Annotated in this window: 10 protein-coding genes; 4 read left to right on the plus strand and 6 right to left on the minus strand. The window is 64.9% G+C overall.

Annotated elements, in window-relative coordinates:
- Nucleotides 1-78 precede the first annotated feature (78 nt).
- On the minus strand, nucleotides 79-282 hold the full coding sequence (locus tag OX460_RS23150) for a cold-shock protein (protein ID WP_010395943.1): 204 nt from the start codon (nucleotides 280-282) through the stop codon (nucleotides 79-81).
- A 321-nt stretch (nucleotides 283-603) separates the two neighbouring features.
- On the opposite strand from OX460_RS23150, the gene clpS reads away from it, so the two are divergent.
- The 3 genes from clpS to OX460_RS23165 all read left to right on the plus strand — a co-directional run bounded on the left by clpS (nucleotide 604) and on the right by OX460_RS23165 (nucleotide 6,764).
- Nucleotides 604-906 carry an ATP-dependent Clp protease adapter ClpS gene (gene clpS, locus OX460_RS23155; RefSeq protein ID WP_034751577.1) on the plus strand — a complete coding sequence of 101 codons (303 nt, stop codon included), beginning with the start codon at nucleotides 604-606 and terminating at the stop codon, nucleotides 904-906.
- Nucleotides 903-3,203, plus strand: a complete 2,301-nt coding sequence (gene clpA / locus OX460_RS23160) for an ATP-dependent Clp protease ATP-binding subunit ClpA (protein ID WP_035825884.1) — start codon at nucleotides 903-905, stop codon at nucleotides 3,201-3,203. The genes clpS and clpA overlap by 4 nt, the downstream gene beginning before the upstream one ends.
- Before the next feature lie 207 nt (nucleotides 3,204-3,410).
- Nucleotides 3,411-6,764: a S41 family peptidase gene (locus tag OX460_RS23165; protein WP_251350041.1), complete on the plus strand. Its 3,354-nt coding sequence runs from the start codon at nucleotides 3,411-3,413 to the stop codon at nucleotides 6,762-6,764.
- A 5-nt stretch (nucleotides 6,765-6,769) separates the two neighbouring features.
- Here the strand turns inward: OX460_RS23165 and OX460_RS23170 are convergent, their stop codons facing one another.
- From OX460_RS23170 to prpR, 5 genes are all read right to left on the minus strand, one after another.
- Nucleotides 6,770-7,489: a LytTR family DNA-binding domain-containing protein gene (locus OX460_RS23170; RefSeq protein WP_289900065.1), complete on the minus strand. Its 720-nt coding sequence runs from the start codon at nucleotides 7,487-7,489 to the stop codon at nucleotides 6,770-6,772.
- A complete protein-coding gene (locus OX460_RS23175) occupies nucleotides 7,486-8,550 on the minus strand; it encodes a histidine kinase (protein WP_289900066.1) in 1,065 nt (354 codons plus the stop codon). The genes OX460_RS23170 and OX460_RS23175 overlap by 4 nt, the downstream gene beginning before the upstream one ends.
- A 3-nt stretch (nucleotides 8,551-8,553) precedes the next feature.
- A complete protein-coding gene (locus OX460_RS23180) occupies nucleotides 8,554-9,426 on the minus strand; it encodes an alpha/beta hydrolase (protein ID WP_289900067.1) in 873 nt (290 codons plus the stop codon).
- A 90-nt stretch (nucleotides 9,427-9,516) separates the two neighbouring features.
- The gene (locus tag OX460_RS23185; protein WP_289900068.1) at nucleotides 9,517-10,443 is read right to left on the minus strand and encodes a phytanoyl-CoA dioxygenase family protein; all 927 of its coding nucleotides are present in this window, start codon (nucleotides 10,441-10,443) and stop codon (nucleotides 9,517-9,519) included.
- A 26-nt stretch (nucleotides 10,444-10,469) separates the two neighbouring features.
- A complete protein-coding gene (prpR, locus tag OX460_RS23190) occupies nucleotides 10,470-12,095 on the minus strand; it encodes a propionate catabolism operon regulatory protein PrpR (RefSeq protein ID WP_289900069.1) in 1,626 nt (541 codons plus the stop codon).
- 212 nt (nucleotides 12,096-12,307) lie between these two features.
- Between prpR and OX460_RS23195 the strand changes: the two genes are divergently transcribed.
- Nucleotides 12,308-15,970, plus strand: a complete 3,663-nt coding sequence (locus tag OX460_RS23195; RefSeq protein WP_289900070.1) for an EAL domain-containing protein — start codon at nucleotides 12,308-12,310, stop codon at nucleotides 15,968-15,970.
- Nucleotides 15,971-15,986 lie beyond the last annotated feature (16 nt).

Consider the following 15,986-nt stretch of genomic DNA (forward strand, 5'->3'; position numbering starts at 1 on the left):
GGTGCTGCGCGCCCTGCGGACGAAAAAAAACCCCGCTTCAAGGAAACGGGGTTTTTCACATCTGAGGGCCGGCGATGCTTAGGCTGCTTGGATGTTGGAAGCTTGCTTGCCTTTAGGGCCTTGCGTGACTTCGAATTGAACTTTTTGACCTTCTTTGAGGGTCTTGAAACCGTTCATGTTGATTGCGGAGAAATGAGCAAACAAATCTTCGCCGCCATCATCTGGAGTGATGAAGCCAAAACCTTTGGAATCATTGAACCACTTAACTGTACCTGTTGCCATAAAAAGAACTTTCAAAATTAAAACAAATCACACGAGCCATAAAAGCAAGAAGCTTCTTGCCCCCTCCTCGACGTCTCACTTCTTATCAAGCTGTACATTACTGCAACAGTCGATACAGCATTGTTGGCGGAATAAATAATGAAGTCAAGCGCTTTTCCATCGATATTGCCAAATTCTTCACGACAACCAAAAAAGCAACTCTTGATTTTGACGGCAAGGTCGCCATCTGCGCACTATTAAGAAAACGCGTAAGATTGAAAACAATTGGAAAGGCGTAGATATTGCGCATGACAACCACTGTGAAAGCATTAGAATAAGCGTATGGCAACCAAGCACGACACAGAAACCCTGCTGGAGCGGCAAGTGCTGAAGCCGCCACCGCTCTACCAGGTAGCCTTGCTCAATGACGACTACACCCCGATGGAATTTGTGGTGGCCATCATTCAGGAGTATTTCAACAAGGACCGTGAAACGGCGACGCAAATCATGCTCAGTGTTCATCGCTACGGCAAAGGAGTGTGCGGCGTGTTCTCTAAAGATATAGCGTGTACCAAAGTGGAGTTCGTTTTAACGCATGCGCGCAAGGCGGGGCACCCCCTGCAGTGCGTGATGGAGGAAGTATGATTGCGCAGGAATTAGAAGTAAGTTTGCACATGGCGTTTGTCGAAGCTCGGCAGGCACGGCACGAATTCATCACGGTTGAGCATTTACTGCTGGCACTGCTGGACAATCCCTCCGCTGCCGAGGTGTTGCGTGCCTGCGCGGTCAATATTGAAGACCTGCGCAAGACCCTCACCAATTTCATCGGCGATAACACGCCGACCGTGCCTGGCACGGGCGAAGTCGACACCCAGCCGACGCTTGGTTTCCAGCGCGTGATCCAGCGTGCCATCATGCACGTCCAGTCCGCCTCGAATGGCAAGAAGGAAGTCACGGGCGCCAATGTGCTGGTGGCCATCTTCGGCGAAAAGGATTCGCATGCTGTCTACTACCTGCACCAGCAGGGCGTGACGCGCCTGGACGTGGTCAATTTCATTTCGCATGGCGTGCGCAAGGACCAGTCGACGGAAAGCGCGAAAGCCTCCGAAGGCGTGGAAGAGGCACCCGTCGATGGCCAGCCGAAGGAAAGCCCGCTTGACCAGTTCACGCAAAACCTGAACAAGGCCGCTGCCGAAGGCAAGATCGACCCGCTGATCGGCCGCGAGGAAGAAGTCGACCGCGTGATCCAGATCCTGTGCCGTCGCCGCAAGAACAATCCGCTGCTGGTCGGCGAAGCGGGCGTGGGCAAGACGGCCATCGCCGAAGGCCTCGCTTACCGCATCACGCAAAGCGACGTGCCGGAAATCCTGCAGAATGCCGTCGTGTATTCGCTGGACATGGGCGCCTTGCTGGCCGGTACCAAATACCGCGGCGACTTCGAACAGCGCCTGAAAGCCGTGCTGAAACAGCTGAAGGACAATCCGAACGGCATTCTGTTCATCGACGAGATCCACACCATCATCGGTGCGGGCTCGGCGTCGGGCGGCACGCTGGATGCGTCGAACCTGCTGAAACCGGCACTGGCCAACGGCCAGTTGAAATGCATCGGCGCGACCACGTACACGGAATTCCGCGGCGTGTTCGAGAAAGACCATGCGCTCTCCCGCCGCTTCCAGAAAGTGGACGTCAACGAGCCGACCGTCGAGCAAACCGTGCAGATCTTGCGCGGCCTCAAATCGCGCTTCGAAGAGCACCATGGCGTGAAATACTCGGCCTCGGCCCTGTCGACGGCGGCCGAACTGGCGGCGCGCTTCATCAACGACCGCCATTTGCCCGACAAGGCGATCGACGTCATCGATGAAGCGGGCGCGGCGCAGCGCATCCTGCCGAAGTCGAAGCAAAAGAAAACCATCGGCAAGGCCGAGATCGAGGACATCATCGCCAAGATCGCCCGCATTCCGCCGCAAACGGTCAACCAGGACGACCGCAGCAAGCTGCAGACGATCGACCGCGACTTGCGCAATGTTGTGTTCGGGCAAGATCCGGCCATCGATGCGCTGGCTTCGGCCATCAAGATGGCCCGTGCCGGCTTGGGCAAGACGGACAAGCCGATCGGCTCCTTCCTGTTCTCCGGTCCGACGGGCGTGGGCAAGACCGAGGTGGCGAAACAGCTGGCCTTCATCCTCGGTATCGAGCTGATCCGTTTCGATATGTCGGAATACATGGAACGCCACGCCGTCAGCCGTCTGATCGGCGCGCCACCGGGCTATGTCGGTTTCGACCAGGGCGGCTTGCTGACGGAAGCGATCACCAAGAAGCCGCATGCGGTCTTGCTGCTCGATGAAATTGAAAAAGCCCATCCGGACATTTTCAATATCCTGCTGCAAGTGATGGATCACGGTACCTTGACGGACAACAATGGCCGCAAAGCCGATTTCCGCAACGTGATCATCATCATGACGACGAATGCGGGCGCGGAAAGCTTGCAAAAGACGTCGATCGGCTTCACCAACTCGAAGCAGGCTGGCGACGAGATGGCCGACATCAAGCGCATGTTTACGCCGGAGTTCCGCAACCGCATCGACGCGACCATCAGCTTCCGGTCGCTGGATCAGGAAATCATCCTGCGCGTGGTCGACAAGTTCCTGATGCAGCTGGAAGAGCAGTTGCACGAGAAAAAGGTCGAAGCCGTGTTTACCGAGAAGCTGCGCGCTTTCCTCGGCAAGAAAGGCTTCGACCCGCTGATGGGCGCGCGGCCGATGGCGCGCCTGATCCAGGACATGATCCGCAAGGCCCTGGCCGACGAACTGCTGTTCGGTCGCCTGGTGACGGGCGGACGGGTCACGGTCGACCTCGACGACAAGGACCAGGTCTTGCTGGAATTCCCGGAACCGCCAGACGCGGCGCCGACGGCTGCGCCGGAAACGGTGGAAGTGGAATAAGCTTCCTGCCGTCAACAAAAACCCGCCCACGCAAGTGGCGCGGGTTTTTTTACGCCCGTAAGTGAGTAATGGAAACTATTATGCAAATTGCCTTGTTTAAAAAAAGGTATTGCTTTTGCATTAGCTATGCAAGAATCGTGATCCCGGTGTCGGCCTTGCCCCGCATCGTTTCCATGACCGCTGACTGCTCGTTGAAAGACTGCCTACATGAAAATTTCCCGTACTCTCGCCTTCCTCTTGTTTTCCGCCGGCTTGCTGGGGAGCGCTGCCGCCACTGCCGCGCCTGCCGGCAGCTACTTCCGCTTTCCCGCCGTGCGCGGCGATACCGTCGTCTTCACGGCCGAAGGTGACTTGTGGAAAAGCAATCTGCGCGGTGGCGCGGCGCAGCGTTTGACCACGCATCCGGGCTATGAAACGAATGCGGCGATTTCGCGCGACGGCCAGTGGATCGCCTTTTCGGCCGCCTATGAAGGGGCGCAGGAAGCGTATGTGATGCCGCTGGCCGGCGGCTTGCCGCGGCGTATTTCGTACGACAATGGCGGCGTGCTGGTGCTGGGCTGGACGGCGCAGGGCGAAGTGCTGGTCAGCACGCAAAATACGGACGGTCCCGCGTCGCGCCGCATCGTTGCCGCCATCGATCCCGTGAAACAGACGCGCCGCGTGTTTCCCGTGGCCGACGCCAACGATGCCGTGCTCGACGACGCCGGCAAGACGCTGTTCTTTACGCGTTTCGGCCTGGCCATGACCAACGACAATGTGCGCAACTACCGGGGCGGCGCGCATGCCGTCCTGTGGCGCTATGACCTTGATGGCAAGGGTGAGGCCGTGCGCATGCACGCGGAACCCGCTGTGTTGGCTGGCAACAACAAGCGCCCCATGTGGTGGCAGGGCCGTGTCTACTATATCAGCGACGCGGGCGGCAGCGACAATCTGTGGAGCATGCTGCCCGACGGCTCCGACCGCCGTGCCTTGACGAGCCACACGCAGTGGGACGTACGCAATGCATCCCTGGGCGATGGCAAGATCGTCTACCAGTTGGGCGCCGATTTGCACGTGCTGGACCTGAACGTCGCGGCAACGGGCGCTTCGCAGCCGCTGGCCATCAGCCTCGTGTCCGATTTCGACCAGCAGCGCGCGCGCCAGATCCGCTCACCGCTCGATACCTTGAGCAATGTCCAGGTGTCGGGCAAGGATGAGCGCATCATTCTTACTGCAAGGGGCCGTGTCAGCGTCGCCGGCACGGGCAGCCTGCGCCGCGTCGACATCGCCATTCCGGAAGGGGCGCGGGCGCGCGACGCCGTCTTTTCCAGCGACGAGAAATCCGTCTTCGCCATCGTCGACACGAGCGGCGAGAATGAAATCTGGAAGTACGCCGCCGATGGCTCGGGCAAGGGCGAGCAGCTGACGACGCAGGGCGATAATCACCGCTGGAAATTGTATCCGTCGCCGGACGGGCGCTGGCTGGCCCACACGGATAAAAAGGGCCGTTTCTGGCTGCTGGATCTGGCGACCAGGGGCAACGCGCTGATCGACGACGCGGGCAAGGCGGGCGTGGACAAGCATGACGAAGTGCAATGGTCGCCCGACAGCCGCAACCTGGCCATCGTGCGCGTGGCCAGCAACGAGCAGCGCGAGCAGATCGGCTTGTACAACCTCGCGTCGAAGCAGCTGCAATTCGTCACCAGCGACCGCTACACGTCTGGTTCGCCCGTGTTTTCGCCGGACGGGCGCTGGCTGTATTTCTTGTCGGCGCGCAATTTCCAGCTGGCCAACGGTTCGCCATGGGGCGACCGCAACATGGGCCCCGTGTTCGACAAGCGCACCGGCGTGTATGCGCTGGCGCTGCAGCCGGGCAACCGTTTTCCGTTCCAGCCCGACGATGAACTGAGCCGTCCGGGAGTGAAACCGCCCGAGACGGACGATGAAAAGGCCGCCGAATCGGCGGCGGAAAAAGCGCTGGAAAAGGCGGGCGGCAAGGGCGCCGTGAAAAAGGCGCCGGCGGCACTGCCGGCCATCGTCAGCCAGGGCCTGGCCGAGCGCCTGTATGAAGTGCCGCTGGCGGCGGGCAATTACAGCGCGCTGGCCGCCGATGACAAGCGCCTGTATTTCCTCGAGCGGGACAGCGGCGAAAACAAGTCCAGCCTGAAGACCTTGGCGATTGGCAACACCGGCTCCAAGCCGGAATTGCTGGTGGCCAATGTGCGCGAATTCGACCTGGCGCAGGACAAGAAGCATTTGTACTACCGCACGGCGGCGGCCACGGGACCGGGCGAGATGCTGGTGATCGAGGCGGGCGCCAAGCTGCCGGCCGACCTGTCGAAGGCCAAGGTCAAGGTCGACGACTGGACTTTCGTGTCGAATCCGCGCCTGGAATGGAAGCAGATGTTCAACGACGCCTGGCGTTTGCACCGCGATTTTCTCTACGACGCGAAGATGCGCGGCGTGGACTGGAAGGCGGCGCGCGACAAATATGCGCCGCTGGTCGAGCGGGTCACGGACCGCGCCGAACTCAACGACGTGCTCGGCATGATGGTGGCCGAAGTGGGCGCCCTGCATTCGCAGATCCGCCCCGGCGAATTGCGCCGCACGGAGCAGGAAGGCACGCCGGCGGGCCTGGGCGCCGTGCTGGCGCGCACCAGCGACGGCTACCGGGTCGAGCATGTCTACCGCAGCGAAGCGGAGCTGCCCTCGGCGCGCGCACCCCTGTCGCGTCCCGAAGTGGAGGTGAAGGCGGGCGACGTGATCACGGCCGTCAACGGCAAGGACGTCTTGGGCGCGCGCGACATCAGCGACCTGCTGCTGAACCAGGCTGACAAGCAGGTGTTGTTGCAGGTCAGGCGGGGCAAAGGCGCGCCGCGCGCCGTCATCGTCACGCCCGTCAACATGGCGAAACAGACGGCGCTGCGCTATGGCGACTGGGAATTGAGCCGCGCCGAGCAGGTGGCGGCCGCCTCGCAGGGACGCATCGGCTACCTGCATTTGCGCGCCATGGGCCCCAACGACATCGCCTCGTTCGCGCGCGATTTTTACGCCAACATCAACCGCGAAGGCCTGGTCATCGACGTGCGGCGCAATAACGGCGGCAATATCGACAGCTGGATCATTGAAAAACTGCTGCGCAAGGCCTGGGCCTACTGGGCGCCGCCGGGCGTGCAGCCGTCGTCGAACATGCAGAATACCTTCCGCGGCCACCTGGTCGTGCTGGTCGACGAACTCACGTATTCGGATGGCGAGACCTTCGCCGCTGGCATCAAGGCCCTGGGCCTGGCGCCGCTGGTGGGCAAGCGCACGGCGGGCGCCGGCGTCTGGCTCAGCGACAATACGCGTCTGGCCGACAATGGCATGGCGCGCGTGGCGGAAAACGGCCAGTTCGGCATCGACGGCCAGTGGCTGATCGAAGGCGTGGGCGTGGTGCCGGACGTGGAGGTGGAAAATCCGCCGCACGCCACCTTCAATGGCGCCGACCGCCAGCTGGAAGTGGCGCTCGACATGCTGGCGAAAAAGCTCAAGGAGCAGCCGCGCCCCGCTTTCCAGGCGCAGCCGATCCCCGCGCTGAAGTAGTCCCGCTACAGGCCGCAGGCGGCCTTGAACTGTTGCGCGCGGCGGCGCGACACCTCGACCACGCTGCCGTCCAGCAGGTGCAGGTCGAGGCCATCGGCCGCATTCGGCGCCACTTGCGCCACCTGCGCCAGGTTGACGATCTGGCGCCGGTTGGCGCGCAGGAACAGGGCGGGATCGAGCCTTTCTTCCAGCTGGTTCAGGGTGCGCAGCATCAGCGGACGCTGCGTGCCGAAATGCACGCGCGTGTAGTTGCCTTCCGATTCCAGCAGGCGGATATCGTCAAACGCCACGAACCAGCAGCGCTCCCCATCCTTGATGAAGACTTTGCGCGGCGCGGGCGGCGGCACGGCTTGCGCCCGCGCGCCGGCGCGTGCCAGCGCCGTGGCCAGGCGTGCCGCCTGCACGGGTTTTTGCAGGTAGTCGAGGGCGCTGACCTCGAACGCCTGCAGCGCGTACTGGTCGAAGGCCGTGCAAAAGATGACGTCGGGCGCATCGTCGAGCGCGGCCAGCAGGTCGAAGCCGGAGCCGCCCGGCATCTGCACGTCGAGCAGCAGCAGGTCGGGCCGCAGCTTGCCGATCTGCGCGACGGCGTCGGCCGCGCTGGCCGCCTCGCCCGCGATCTCCACGGCGCCGCGCTGCACATGCGGCGCCAGCAGCCGTCGCAGCTCGGCGCGCGCCAGGCGCTCGTCATCGACCAGCAGTACCTTGAGCGGCTGGCCGTTCATGCCCGCTCCGGCAGGTGGATGGTGGCATGCACCCAGCCCGCCTGTTCGCGCAATTCCAGGCTGGCGCGCTCGCCGCAAGCCAGTTGCAGGCGCTGGCGCGCATTGCGCAGGCCGACGCAGGTGGAGTTGCCCGGTTCGCGCAAGGCGCCCGTGTTGGCCACGTCGATCTGCAGCATGGCCGCGCCGTCGGCGGGGCTGGTACGGCGCGCCGCGATGCGGATGTCGGCGCCCTCGGCGCTCGCTTCGACGCCGTATTTGACGGCGTTTTCCACCAGCGTCTGCAGGGCCATGGGCGGCACGCGCACGTGTTCCAGGTCGGGCGCGCCGATTTCGATCGCGAAGCTGACGCGCAGGCGTTCCTCGAAGCGTATCTGTTCGATGGCCAGGTAGGCGCGCACGGCGTCCAGTTCGGCCGCCAGCGGCACCGTGGTGTGCTGGCCCGATTGCAGCGCGTGGCGCATCAGGCCGGCCAGCTGGTCGATCATGTGCGCGGCCGCTTCGCGGTCTTCGAAGATCAGCGCGCGCACGCTATTGAGGCTGTTGAAGAAAAAATGCGGATTGACTTGCGCCTGCAGGGCGCGCAGTTCGGCTTCCCGTCCGTGCAGCTGCAGGCGCAGGGTTTCCGCTTCCAGGCGAGCGGCGCGGCGCAGCGACAGCGCGGTGAAGTAAAAGACCGTCCAGGTCAGGAAGACCCCGAACCAGAACAGCAGCGCGCCAGGCAGCCAGGCGATGCCGCGCAGGATGTCGGGCGGATACATGACGTGGAAGGCGGCCGTCACACTGGCCGTCTGGATGGCGGCCAGCAGGATCAGCGACGGCACGATGCGTTTCCAGCGCAAGCCGTTTGCCGCCCAGCCGCGCCGGCGCAGCACGCCATGCCACAGGTGCGACAGCAGCAAGCCGCCCAGCGATCCCCAGCAGGCGATGGTCGCGACGATGCGCAGTTGCGAGGAGCCGCCGTACACGCTGTTGAACAGGGCCAGCGCGCCCCAGCCGGCCAGCTGGAAGGTCCAGTACCAGTCGATCCGGGCCAGCAACGGGGGGCGGTGGGGTGGCGTCATGGCTCAACGCAGGAATTGCTCGATCTGGCCGAACATCCAGTCCGGCTGGTCGTACATGATGAAGTGGCGCGCCGTGTCGGCCAGCGCGATCTGCACGCCGGGCAGCTGGCGGTACTGCTGCTGGAACGTGGCTTCGATGGCGGCGCGCGGCGCGTAGTCCTTGTAGGCGATCCAGGTGCCCAGCACCAGGGTGGGCGACTGCACTTTTGCCACGTCCTGGCGCAAATCGCTGGCCATCAGGGCGCCCATGGCCCTGATCACCGTTTCGCGGTCCGAGCGCTGGCCCCAGCCGATGATGCGTTCCACGTCGGTCGGCGCGCTGGCCATGGCCGCGACGGTGCGGCGCTGGCTGGCGCTGGCGGCCGCCGCATCCTGGGCCCGCATGGCCGCCTGCATCTGCTGCGACATGGCTTGCAGCTGCTCCGGCGTGATGGCGGGCTGCTGCGTCGCGCCCAGCGCCGGCAGCGAATCGACGATCACCAGCTTGCCCGTTTGCGCCGGATGGTCGATGGCCATTTTCAGTGCCAGGAAGCCGCCCAGGCTATGTCCGATGATGGCCGGCTGGCCCAGTTTGCGGGTGCCGATGTAGTCGGCCAGCTGTTGTTCCGCCTGCGCCAGCAGGTCGCCTGCGATGGGTGCCACGCCGGCAAAGCCGGCCAATGTCAGCACGTGGCATTGGCGCGCGGCCTGCGGGCCGCACAGGCGCGCCACGGTGGCTTGCCACACTTCGCCCGAGGATGCGAGGCCGGGAATCAGGATCAGGGGACGGCCTTGTCCGGTGACCTCGACCGTGAAGGCCTGGGGCGCGGCGGCCTGGCTGGCGCCCGCCAGCAGCGCCGTACTGAGCAGGATCAATGTTTGCAGTGTTCGTTTCATGGGGTACTCCTCCTTGACGACCATGCTAGCGGCGCCGGGAACGCGCGGCCAGCGCCGCGGGATGAGCGGCGCCAGGGCAGGATGAGCGGCTCAGATCCATCCATCGTGGTCCTGGCAGTGGTCCGGATGGTAGGTCAGGTATTGCACCATGCGCGGCACCGGGCCGCGGTTGGGCGTGGCGCAATGGGGCAGGGCCTGGTGCCAGATGATGAAATCGCCGGCCATGCCTTCGACGGGTACGGGCCGCAAGTCGTCGACGGCCCATTCGCGCGGCTGGCGCCCTGGCGGCACTTGCTCCAGCCAGCCAGCCATGCGGTGCTGGAAGCCGGGCACGCAGTGGAAGGCGCCGTGTTGCGCCGGACAGTCGCTCAGGTACAGCATGCCTTGCAGCTTGAACGGAATCGGCTGCTGCAGGCTGACGTCCCAGTGCAGGGCGCTGCCGAGGAAACGGTGCTGCGGCGTTTCCGGAGCATTGAAGCTCACCTTGTCGATGCTGGCGTAGATGCCGGCGCCAGTGCCGTACAGCTGCTGGTAGGCGTGGCGGATGTGCGCGACGTGGCGGTTTTCCTCGAGGGCCGGGTGGTCGGAAAACTGCAGCATCAGGCCCCGCTTGCCCGGGTGCGGCTGGTACCACGATGCCGCATCGTCCGGGGAGGCGCCCAGGTAGTCCCAGATGGCCGTCCGGGCAGCGGCGCACTGCGTGCGCGGCACGGCGCCGCGCAGCACCAGGTAGCCGTGCTCCTCGAAATGGCGCAGCTCGGCGGCGGACAGCACGTCCTCGTGCGCGCTGGCGACATGGGCCGGGCGTGGGCGCGTGCGCGCGGCGATCCAGTCCGTGTAGGCTTGCAGGGTCGGCCGTTGCTGATACAGGAAGTGCAGCGCGTCTTCCATCGAAATGCCGCGTGCGTACAGCGCCTTGATGTCGCTGTGGTCGCGCGCCAGTCCCGGGTTGCCGCTCGCGGCGCCTTGTCCCGTGCAGCGCTGCCATAAATCGTGCAAGTGAGCCCAGTCGTCCATGGTGTTTTTTTGTCTGGTTGGAAAAATCAGCCGGCGCGCAGGCGGCGCCACAAGGTGGTACGGCTGATGCCGAGGTACTGGGCGGCGGCGTCGCGGCGCCCGCCGAAGCGCGCCAGCACGGCGCTGGCGCTCTCGTCTTCCAGGCGCGGCGCAATGGCGGTGGCCGGCGCCGGCGGCAGCGCCGCCGTGCCGGCAGCGTTGGCCAGTTCCGGCGCCACGCCCAGCACGAAGGCGGGCGTCAGCGCCTGCAGCGGTTCGGCGGCCAGGAACAGCGCCAGGCGTTCGGCCAGATTGCGCAGTTCGCGCACGTTGCCGGGCCAGTCGTAGCGGCGCAGCAGCGGCGCGCAAGCCTGGATTTCCGCGTGCAGGTTGGGATGCGGGCGGGAGCCCAGCGCCGCCAGCGCGTTTTTCAGCGACCATTCGGCCAGGCCGGGAACGTCGCTGGCGCGTTCGCGCAAGGCGGGCAAATGCAGGCGCAGCACGGCCAGGCGGTAGAACAGGTCGGCGCGGAAGCGTCCTTCGCGGATGCGCTGTTCCAGGTCGCAATGGGTGGCGCTGATGATGCGCACATTGATGGCGATGGGCCGCGTGCCGCCCACGCGCACCACTTCGCGCTCTTCCAGCACGCGCAGCAATCGCGTTTGCAGTGCCAGCGGCATTTCGCCGATTTCGTCGAGGAACAGGGTGCCGTGGTTGGCCGCCTCGAACAGGCCAGCATGGCCGCCCCGGCGCGCACCCGTGAAGGCGCCATCCTCGTGGCCGAACAGTTCCGATTCCAGCAGGGATTCGGCGATGGCGCCGCAATTGATGGCGATGAAGGGCCGGTTCGCGCCCAGGCTGCGCGGGCTTTCACGGTGAATCGCCTGCGCCACCAGTTCCTTGCCACTGCCCGTCTCGCCCTGGATCAGCACCGTCGCCGGCGAGCGGGCATACAGCACTACCGACTGGCGCAGCGCTTCCATCGCTTCCGATTCGCCGCGCAAATCGTGCAGGCCGTGGCGCGCGCGCAGGGTGTCGGCCACCACCGCGCGCCGTCCGCGGTTCGATTCGATCTGGGTCAGGCGCGCCAGCTCCAGCGCGTCGTCGAAGGCGCGCCGGATGGCCGTGGCCGAATACACGAAGACGGCGGCCAGTCCCGCCTCTTCGGCCAGGTCGGTGACGAGCCCCGCGCCGACGACGGCCTTGACGCCGGCCGCCTTCAGTTCATTGATCTGCGCGCGCGCGTCTTCCTCGGTGGCGTAGGTGCGCTGCGCGATCTGGAAGCCGAAGGTGGCGGCAAATTCGGCCAGTTCCGGCATCGGATCCTGGTAGGTGACGACGCCGATGTGCGGCGAGATGCGCCGCGCGCGCGCCAGCGCCTGCATCACGTCGTAGCCGCTGGCCTTGGCGATGATGACGGGTACCGACAGCCGGCCTTTCAGGTAGGCGCCGTTCGAACCGGCCGCGATGACGGCGTCGCAGCGCTCCGTGGCCATGCGTTCGCGGATGTGGCGCACGGCGTCGTCGAAACCCAGGTTGATCGGTTCGATCGTCGCCAGGTCGTCGTATTCGAGCGTGATGTCGCGGAACAGGTCGAACAGGCGCGAGACGGAGACGGTCCAGATGACGGGTTTGTCGCGGTGGTCGAGCGGAGGTTGGGGAGGGCGGCGCATGCTTTATTCTAAACGATTTGTTTCATTTTCCAGCCATGCAACGGCGTTGCAACGGGCGTGTTGCAGGTGGTCTGTGGTGTTTCAGATATTGCCAATAAGGAATATGAAAAAACCGTGGGAAACTGGTTTATGATCTAGCAGCACCATGATGCTTGTAAGAATCTTTTTCCCAGGCGCATGTTTATCTTGTCCTTAACCGTCCCATGGTGTCCATGAACCGCGTACCGACCAGTCCCGATTTCATCGCCGATGCCTTGCAACTGATCGCCTTGCCGGCCTGCGCCTGCGATGCCTGCGGCATGGTGGTGGCGGCGAATGGCGCCTTGCAGGCCCTGTTGGGCCGGGATATCGCGGGCCGGCTGCTGGCCGACTGCTTTACGGACGCCTACCGCGCGTCGAGCACCAGCATGCTGCGCGGCGCGCTCGGTGCGGCCGGGCGCGAACGGCATTGGGACAGCAGCCTGGAAGGGGCGGCGGGCGCCATCGCCGTGCAGGTCTGGTCCCGGCCCCTGCTGGTGGACGATGGCTTGCCCGGCGCGACCCTCGTGTTTGCCGACATCCGCGTGCAGCAGCGCGACCAGCAAGCCTTGCGCAAGACCCTGCTCGAGCAGCAGGCCATCCTGGAAAGCGCGGCCGTCGGCATCGTCTTTTCCAAGGGCGGCTTCATCGAAGAGTGCAATATCCGCGCCGCCGAGATGCTCGGCTACGCGCGCCACCAGTTGACGGGCATGCCGGGCGCGGTGCTGTACCGCTCCGCCGAGCATTGCCGCGCCCTGGGGATGGAAGCGGCGCCACTGCTGTCGAAGGGCAAGCCGTACCGCACCGAACTGGAATTGCGGCGCCAGGACGGCAGCTTGTTCTGGAGCCGCCTGCACGGGCGCGCCGTCGATCCCCTCAATACGCATGACGGTACGGTCTGGATCATCGAGGATATCAGCGACCACCGGCGCGATGAAGACCAGCTGCGCCGCGCCATGCTGGAAATGCAGGCCGTGATGGATAACGCGCCGCTGGCCATCGGTTTTCAGCGCGACAAGGGCGTGCTGCGCTACAACCGGCGCTTTGCCGAATGCTTCGGCTTCGATGGCGACAGCGGCGTGGGCATGGCCGTCGCCGACCTGTATCCGTCGCGCGCGGCGTATGAAAATGTCGTCAGGCAGGCGTCACCCCTGCTGCGGCGCGGCCAGCCGTTCCAGGGCGAGATGGAGATGCGCCGCCGCGACGGTTCCACTTTCTGGGCGCTGGCGTATGGCTATGTCCTGAATCCGGAGAGCCAGACGGACCGCGGCCTGCGCGACACGATCTGGCTATTCGACGACCGCAGCGCGCAGAAGGCGGCCGAGGAGGCGACGCGCCAGCTGATGCTGGAGCAGCAGGCTATCCTCGACAACGCCTCCGTCGGCATCCTGTTTTCCCGTTCGCGCCTGGTCCTGCGCTGCAATCCCCGCTTCGCCGAAATGTTCGGCTACGCGCAGGAGGAGATGACGGGCTTGCCCGCCGCCGAGCTGTTTCCTTCCCCCGCCGCCTACGAGGCGTTTGGCGTGCAAGCCACGCCGCTGCTGGGGCAGGGCTTGCCGTACGAGCAGGATGAATCGCTGTTCCGCCGCCGCGACGGCAGCCTGTTCTGGTGCCGCATCCGCGCCAAGGCCGTCGACCAGGCGCACAGCGAGCAGGGCGCCATCTGGATCCTGGAAGACGTCACGGCCAGCCGCCAGACGCAGATGGAAGTGGCGGCCATCATGACGAATGCCTCGGTGAGCATCCTGTATACCAAGAACCGCCAGATCACGCGCTATAACCTGGGCTTTGCCGCCATGTTCGGCTACAGCGGCGACGAGGCGCTGGGCTTGCCCGGGCGCGCGCTGTACGTGTCGCAGCAATCCTACGAATTGCTGGGCGCGGCGGCCTTTCCCTTCCTGTCCGTGGCCAAGCCCTTCCAGACGGAAGTGGAAATGATGCGCCGCGACGGCAGCACCTTGTGGGCGCAGCTGATCGCCTACGTCGTCAATCCCGACGATCCCGCCGCCGGCACCATCTGGATCATCGAGGACCGCACGGAGGCCAAGCGCGCCGAAGAATCCCTGCGCAACGCGCTGCTGGAAAACCAGGCCATCCTCGACAGCGCCGTGCTGGGCATCTCGGTGGTGGAGGGCGGCCACAATTTGCGCGCCAACAGCAAGATGGAAGAGCTGTTCGGCTATGGACCGGGCGAGATCAACGGCCTGTCGGTGCAGGCCCTGTATCCCGACGTGGCCGCGTGGAAGGCGGCGCGCGGCGAGACGGCGCGCGATTTCGATGCGGGCAGGGTGCACATGTCCGAATACCAGCTGGTGCGCAAGGATGGCAGCCGCTTCTGGGCGCGCCTGTCCGGCCGGCCGTTCGATCTGGCGCATGCGCATGGCCGTTCCGTGTGGCTGGTCGACGACGTGACGGCGCGCCGCGAGGCGGCCGAGGCGGTGCGCCGCGCGCGCGACGAGCTGGAATTGCGCGTGCAGGAGCGCACGGCCGAACTGGCCGGCGCCAACCTGCTGCTGCAGGGCGAAATCGTCGAGCGGCGCCAGGCCGAGGCGCGGGTGCATCACATGGCGTACCACGACAACCTGACGGGCTTGCCGAACCGCGCGCTGCTGTCGGACCGGCTGGAGCGGGCCATGCTGGCCGCGCAGCGCTCCGGGCGCAAGCTGGCCGTGATGTTCATCGACCTGGACCGCTTCAAGACCATCAACGATTCGCTGGGCCACATGACGGGCGACCTGCTGCTCAAGGAAGTGGCCGCCCGGCTGTGCGGCGCCGTGCGCGCCAGCGACACGGTGGCGCGCCTGGGCGGCGATGAATTCGTCGTGCTGGTGCCGGGCATCCGCGGCAGCGACGAAGCGGCGCACGTGGCCGAGAAGGTCATCGAGGCGCTGACGCCCGCCTTTCCGCTCGACGGCCACGTGCTGCACGTGACGCCGTCGATCGGCATCTGCCTGTATCCGGACGATGGCGGCGATGTCGACGCGCTGATGCGCCATGCGGATGCGGCCATGTACCACGCGAAGGGCAATGGCCGCAACAACTACCAGTTCTTCACGCAGACGATGAACCAGGCGGCGGCCCTGCACTTCGACCTGGAAAGCAGCTTGCGCACGGCGCTGGCGCTGCAGCAGTTCGAGCTGTTTTACCAGCCGGTCATCGATATCGCCACGCGCCGGCTGCACGGCATGGAAGTGCTGCTGCGCTGGCGCCGTCCCGGCCACGGCCTGGTGCTGCCGGACCGCTTCATCCCCATCATGGAGGAAAACGGCTTGATCGTGCCGGTGGGCGAGTGGGTGATGCGCCAGGCGTGCGAACAAAGCATGGCCTGGCAGCGCCAGGGCTTGCAGCCCGTGCCCTTGGCGGTGAATCTGTCGCCGCGCCAGTTCATGCACAAGGGCCTGGTGGCTGCCATTGGGACCGTGGTGCGGGAAACGGGCATCGACCCGGCGCTGCTGGAATTCGAGATCACCGAGACGGCGCTGATGCAGCATGGCGAGCATACGCTGGAGATTTTGCGGCAGATCAATGGCATGGGCTTGCGCCTGTCGATCGACGATTTCGGCACCGGCTATTCCAGCCTGGCCTACCTGAAGCGCTTCCCCGTGAAGAAGGTCAAGATCGACCGCGCCTTCATCAAGGACCTCGAACACAGCGGGGAAGACCGCGCCATCGTGGCGGCCATCATCGCGCTGGCCGACAGCCTGCAATTGTCGGCCGTGGCCGAGGGCGTGGAGACGGAAGAGCAGTTCGCCCTGCTGCAGGCGAACGGCTGCCGCTATGCGCAGGGCTATCTGTTTTCCGCTCCCGTGCCTGCCGCGAATGCACAGGCCTTGCTGGAGCGGATAGCCCTTAGTTAATCAATCGTTGCCACGA

The sequence above is a fragment of the Janthinobacterium sp. SUN033 genome (assembly GCF_030397595.1).
Taxonomy (GTDB): domain Bacteria; phylum Pseudomonadota; class Gammaproteobacteria; order Burkholderiales; family Burkholderiaceae_D; genus Janthinobacterium; species Janthinobacterium kumbetense.

Coding starts and splice junctions, on each gene's coding strand:
- clpS (WP_034751577.1), top strand. CDS start 604: ATGGCAACCAAGCACGACACAGAAACCCTGCTGGAGCGGCAAGTGCTG.
- clpA (WP_035825884.1), top strand. CDS start 903: ATGATTGCGCAGGAATTAGAAGTAAGTTTGCACATGGCGTTTGTCGAA.
- OX460_RS23175 (WP_289900066.1), bottom strand. CDS start 8,550: ATGACGCCACCCCACCGCCCCCCGTTGCTGGCCCGGATCGACTGGTAC.
- OX460_RS23165 (WP_251350041.1), top strand. CDS start 3,411: ATGAAAATTTCCCGTACTCTCGCCTTCCTCTTGTTTTCCGCCGGCTTG.
- OX460_RS23185 (WP_289900068.1), bottom strand. CDS start 10,443: ATGGACGACTGGGCTCACTTGCACGATTTATGGCAGCGCTGCACGGGA.
- OX460_RS23170 (WP_289900065.1), bottom strand. CDS start 7,489: ATGAACGGCCAGCCGCTCAAGGTACTGCTGGTCGATGACGAGCGCCTG.
- OX460_RS23150 (WP_010395943.1), bottom strand. CDS start 282: ATGGCAACAGGTACAGTTAAGTGGTTCAATGATTCCAAAGGTTTTGGC.
- OX460_RS23180 (WP_289900067.1), bottom strand. CDS start 9,426: ATGAAACGAACACTGCAAACATTGATCCTGCTCAGTACGGCGCTGCTG.
- prpR (WP_289900069.1), bottom strand. CDS start 12,095: ATGCGCCGCCCTCCCCAACCTCCGCTCGACCACCGCGACAAACCCGTC.
- OX460_RS23195 (WP_289900070.1), top strand. CDS start 12,308: ATGAACCGCGTACCGACCAGTCCCGATTTCATCGCCGATGCCTTGCAA.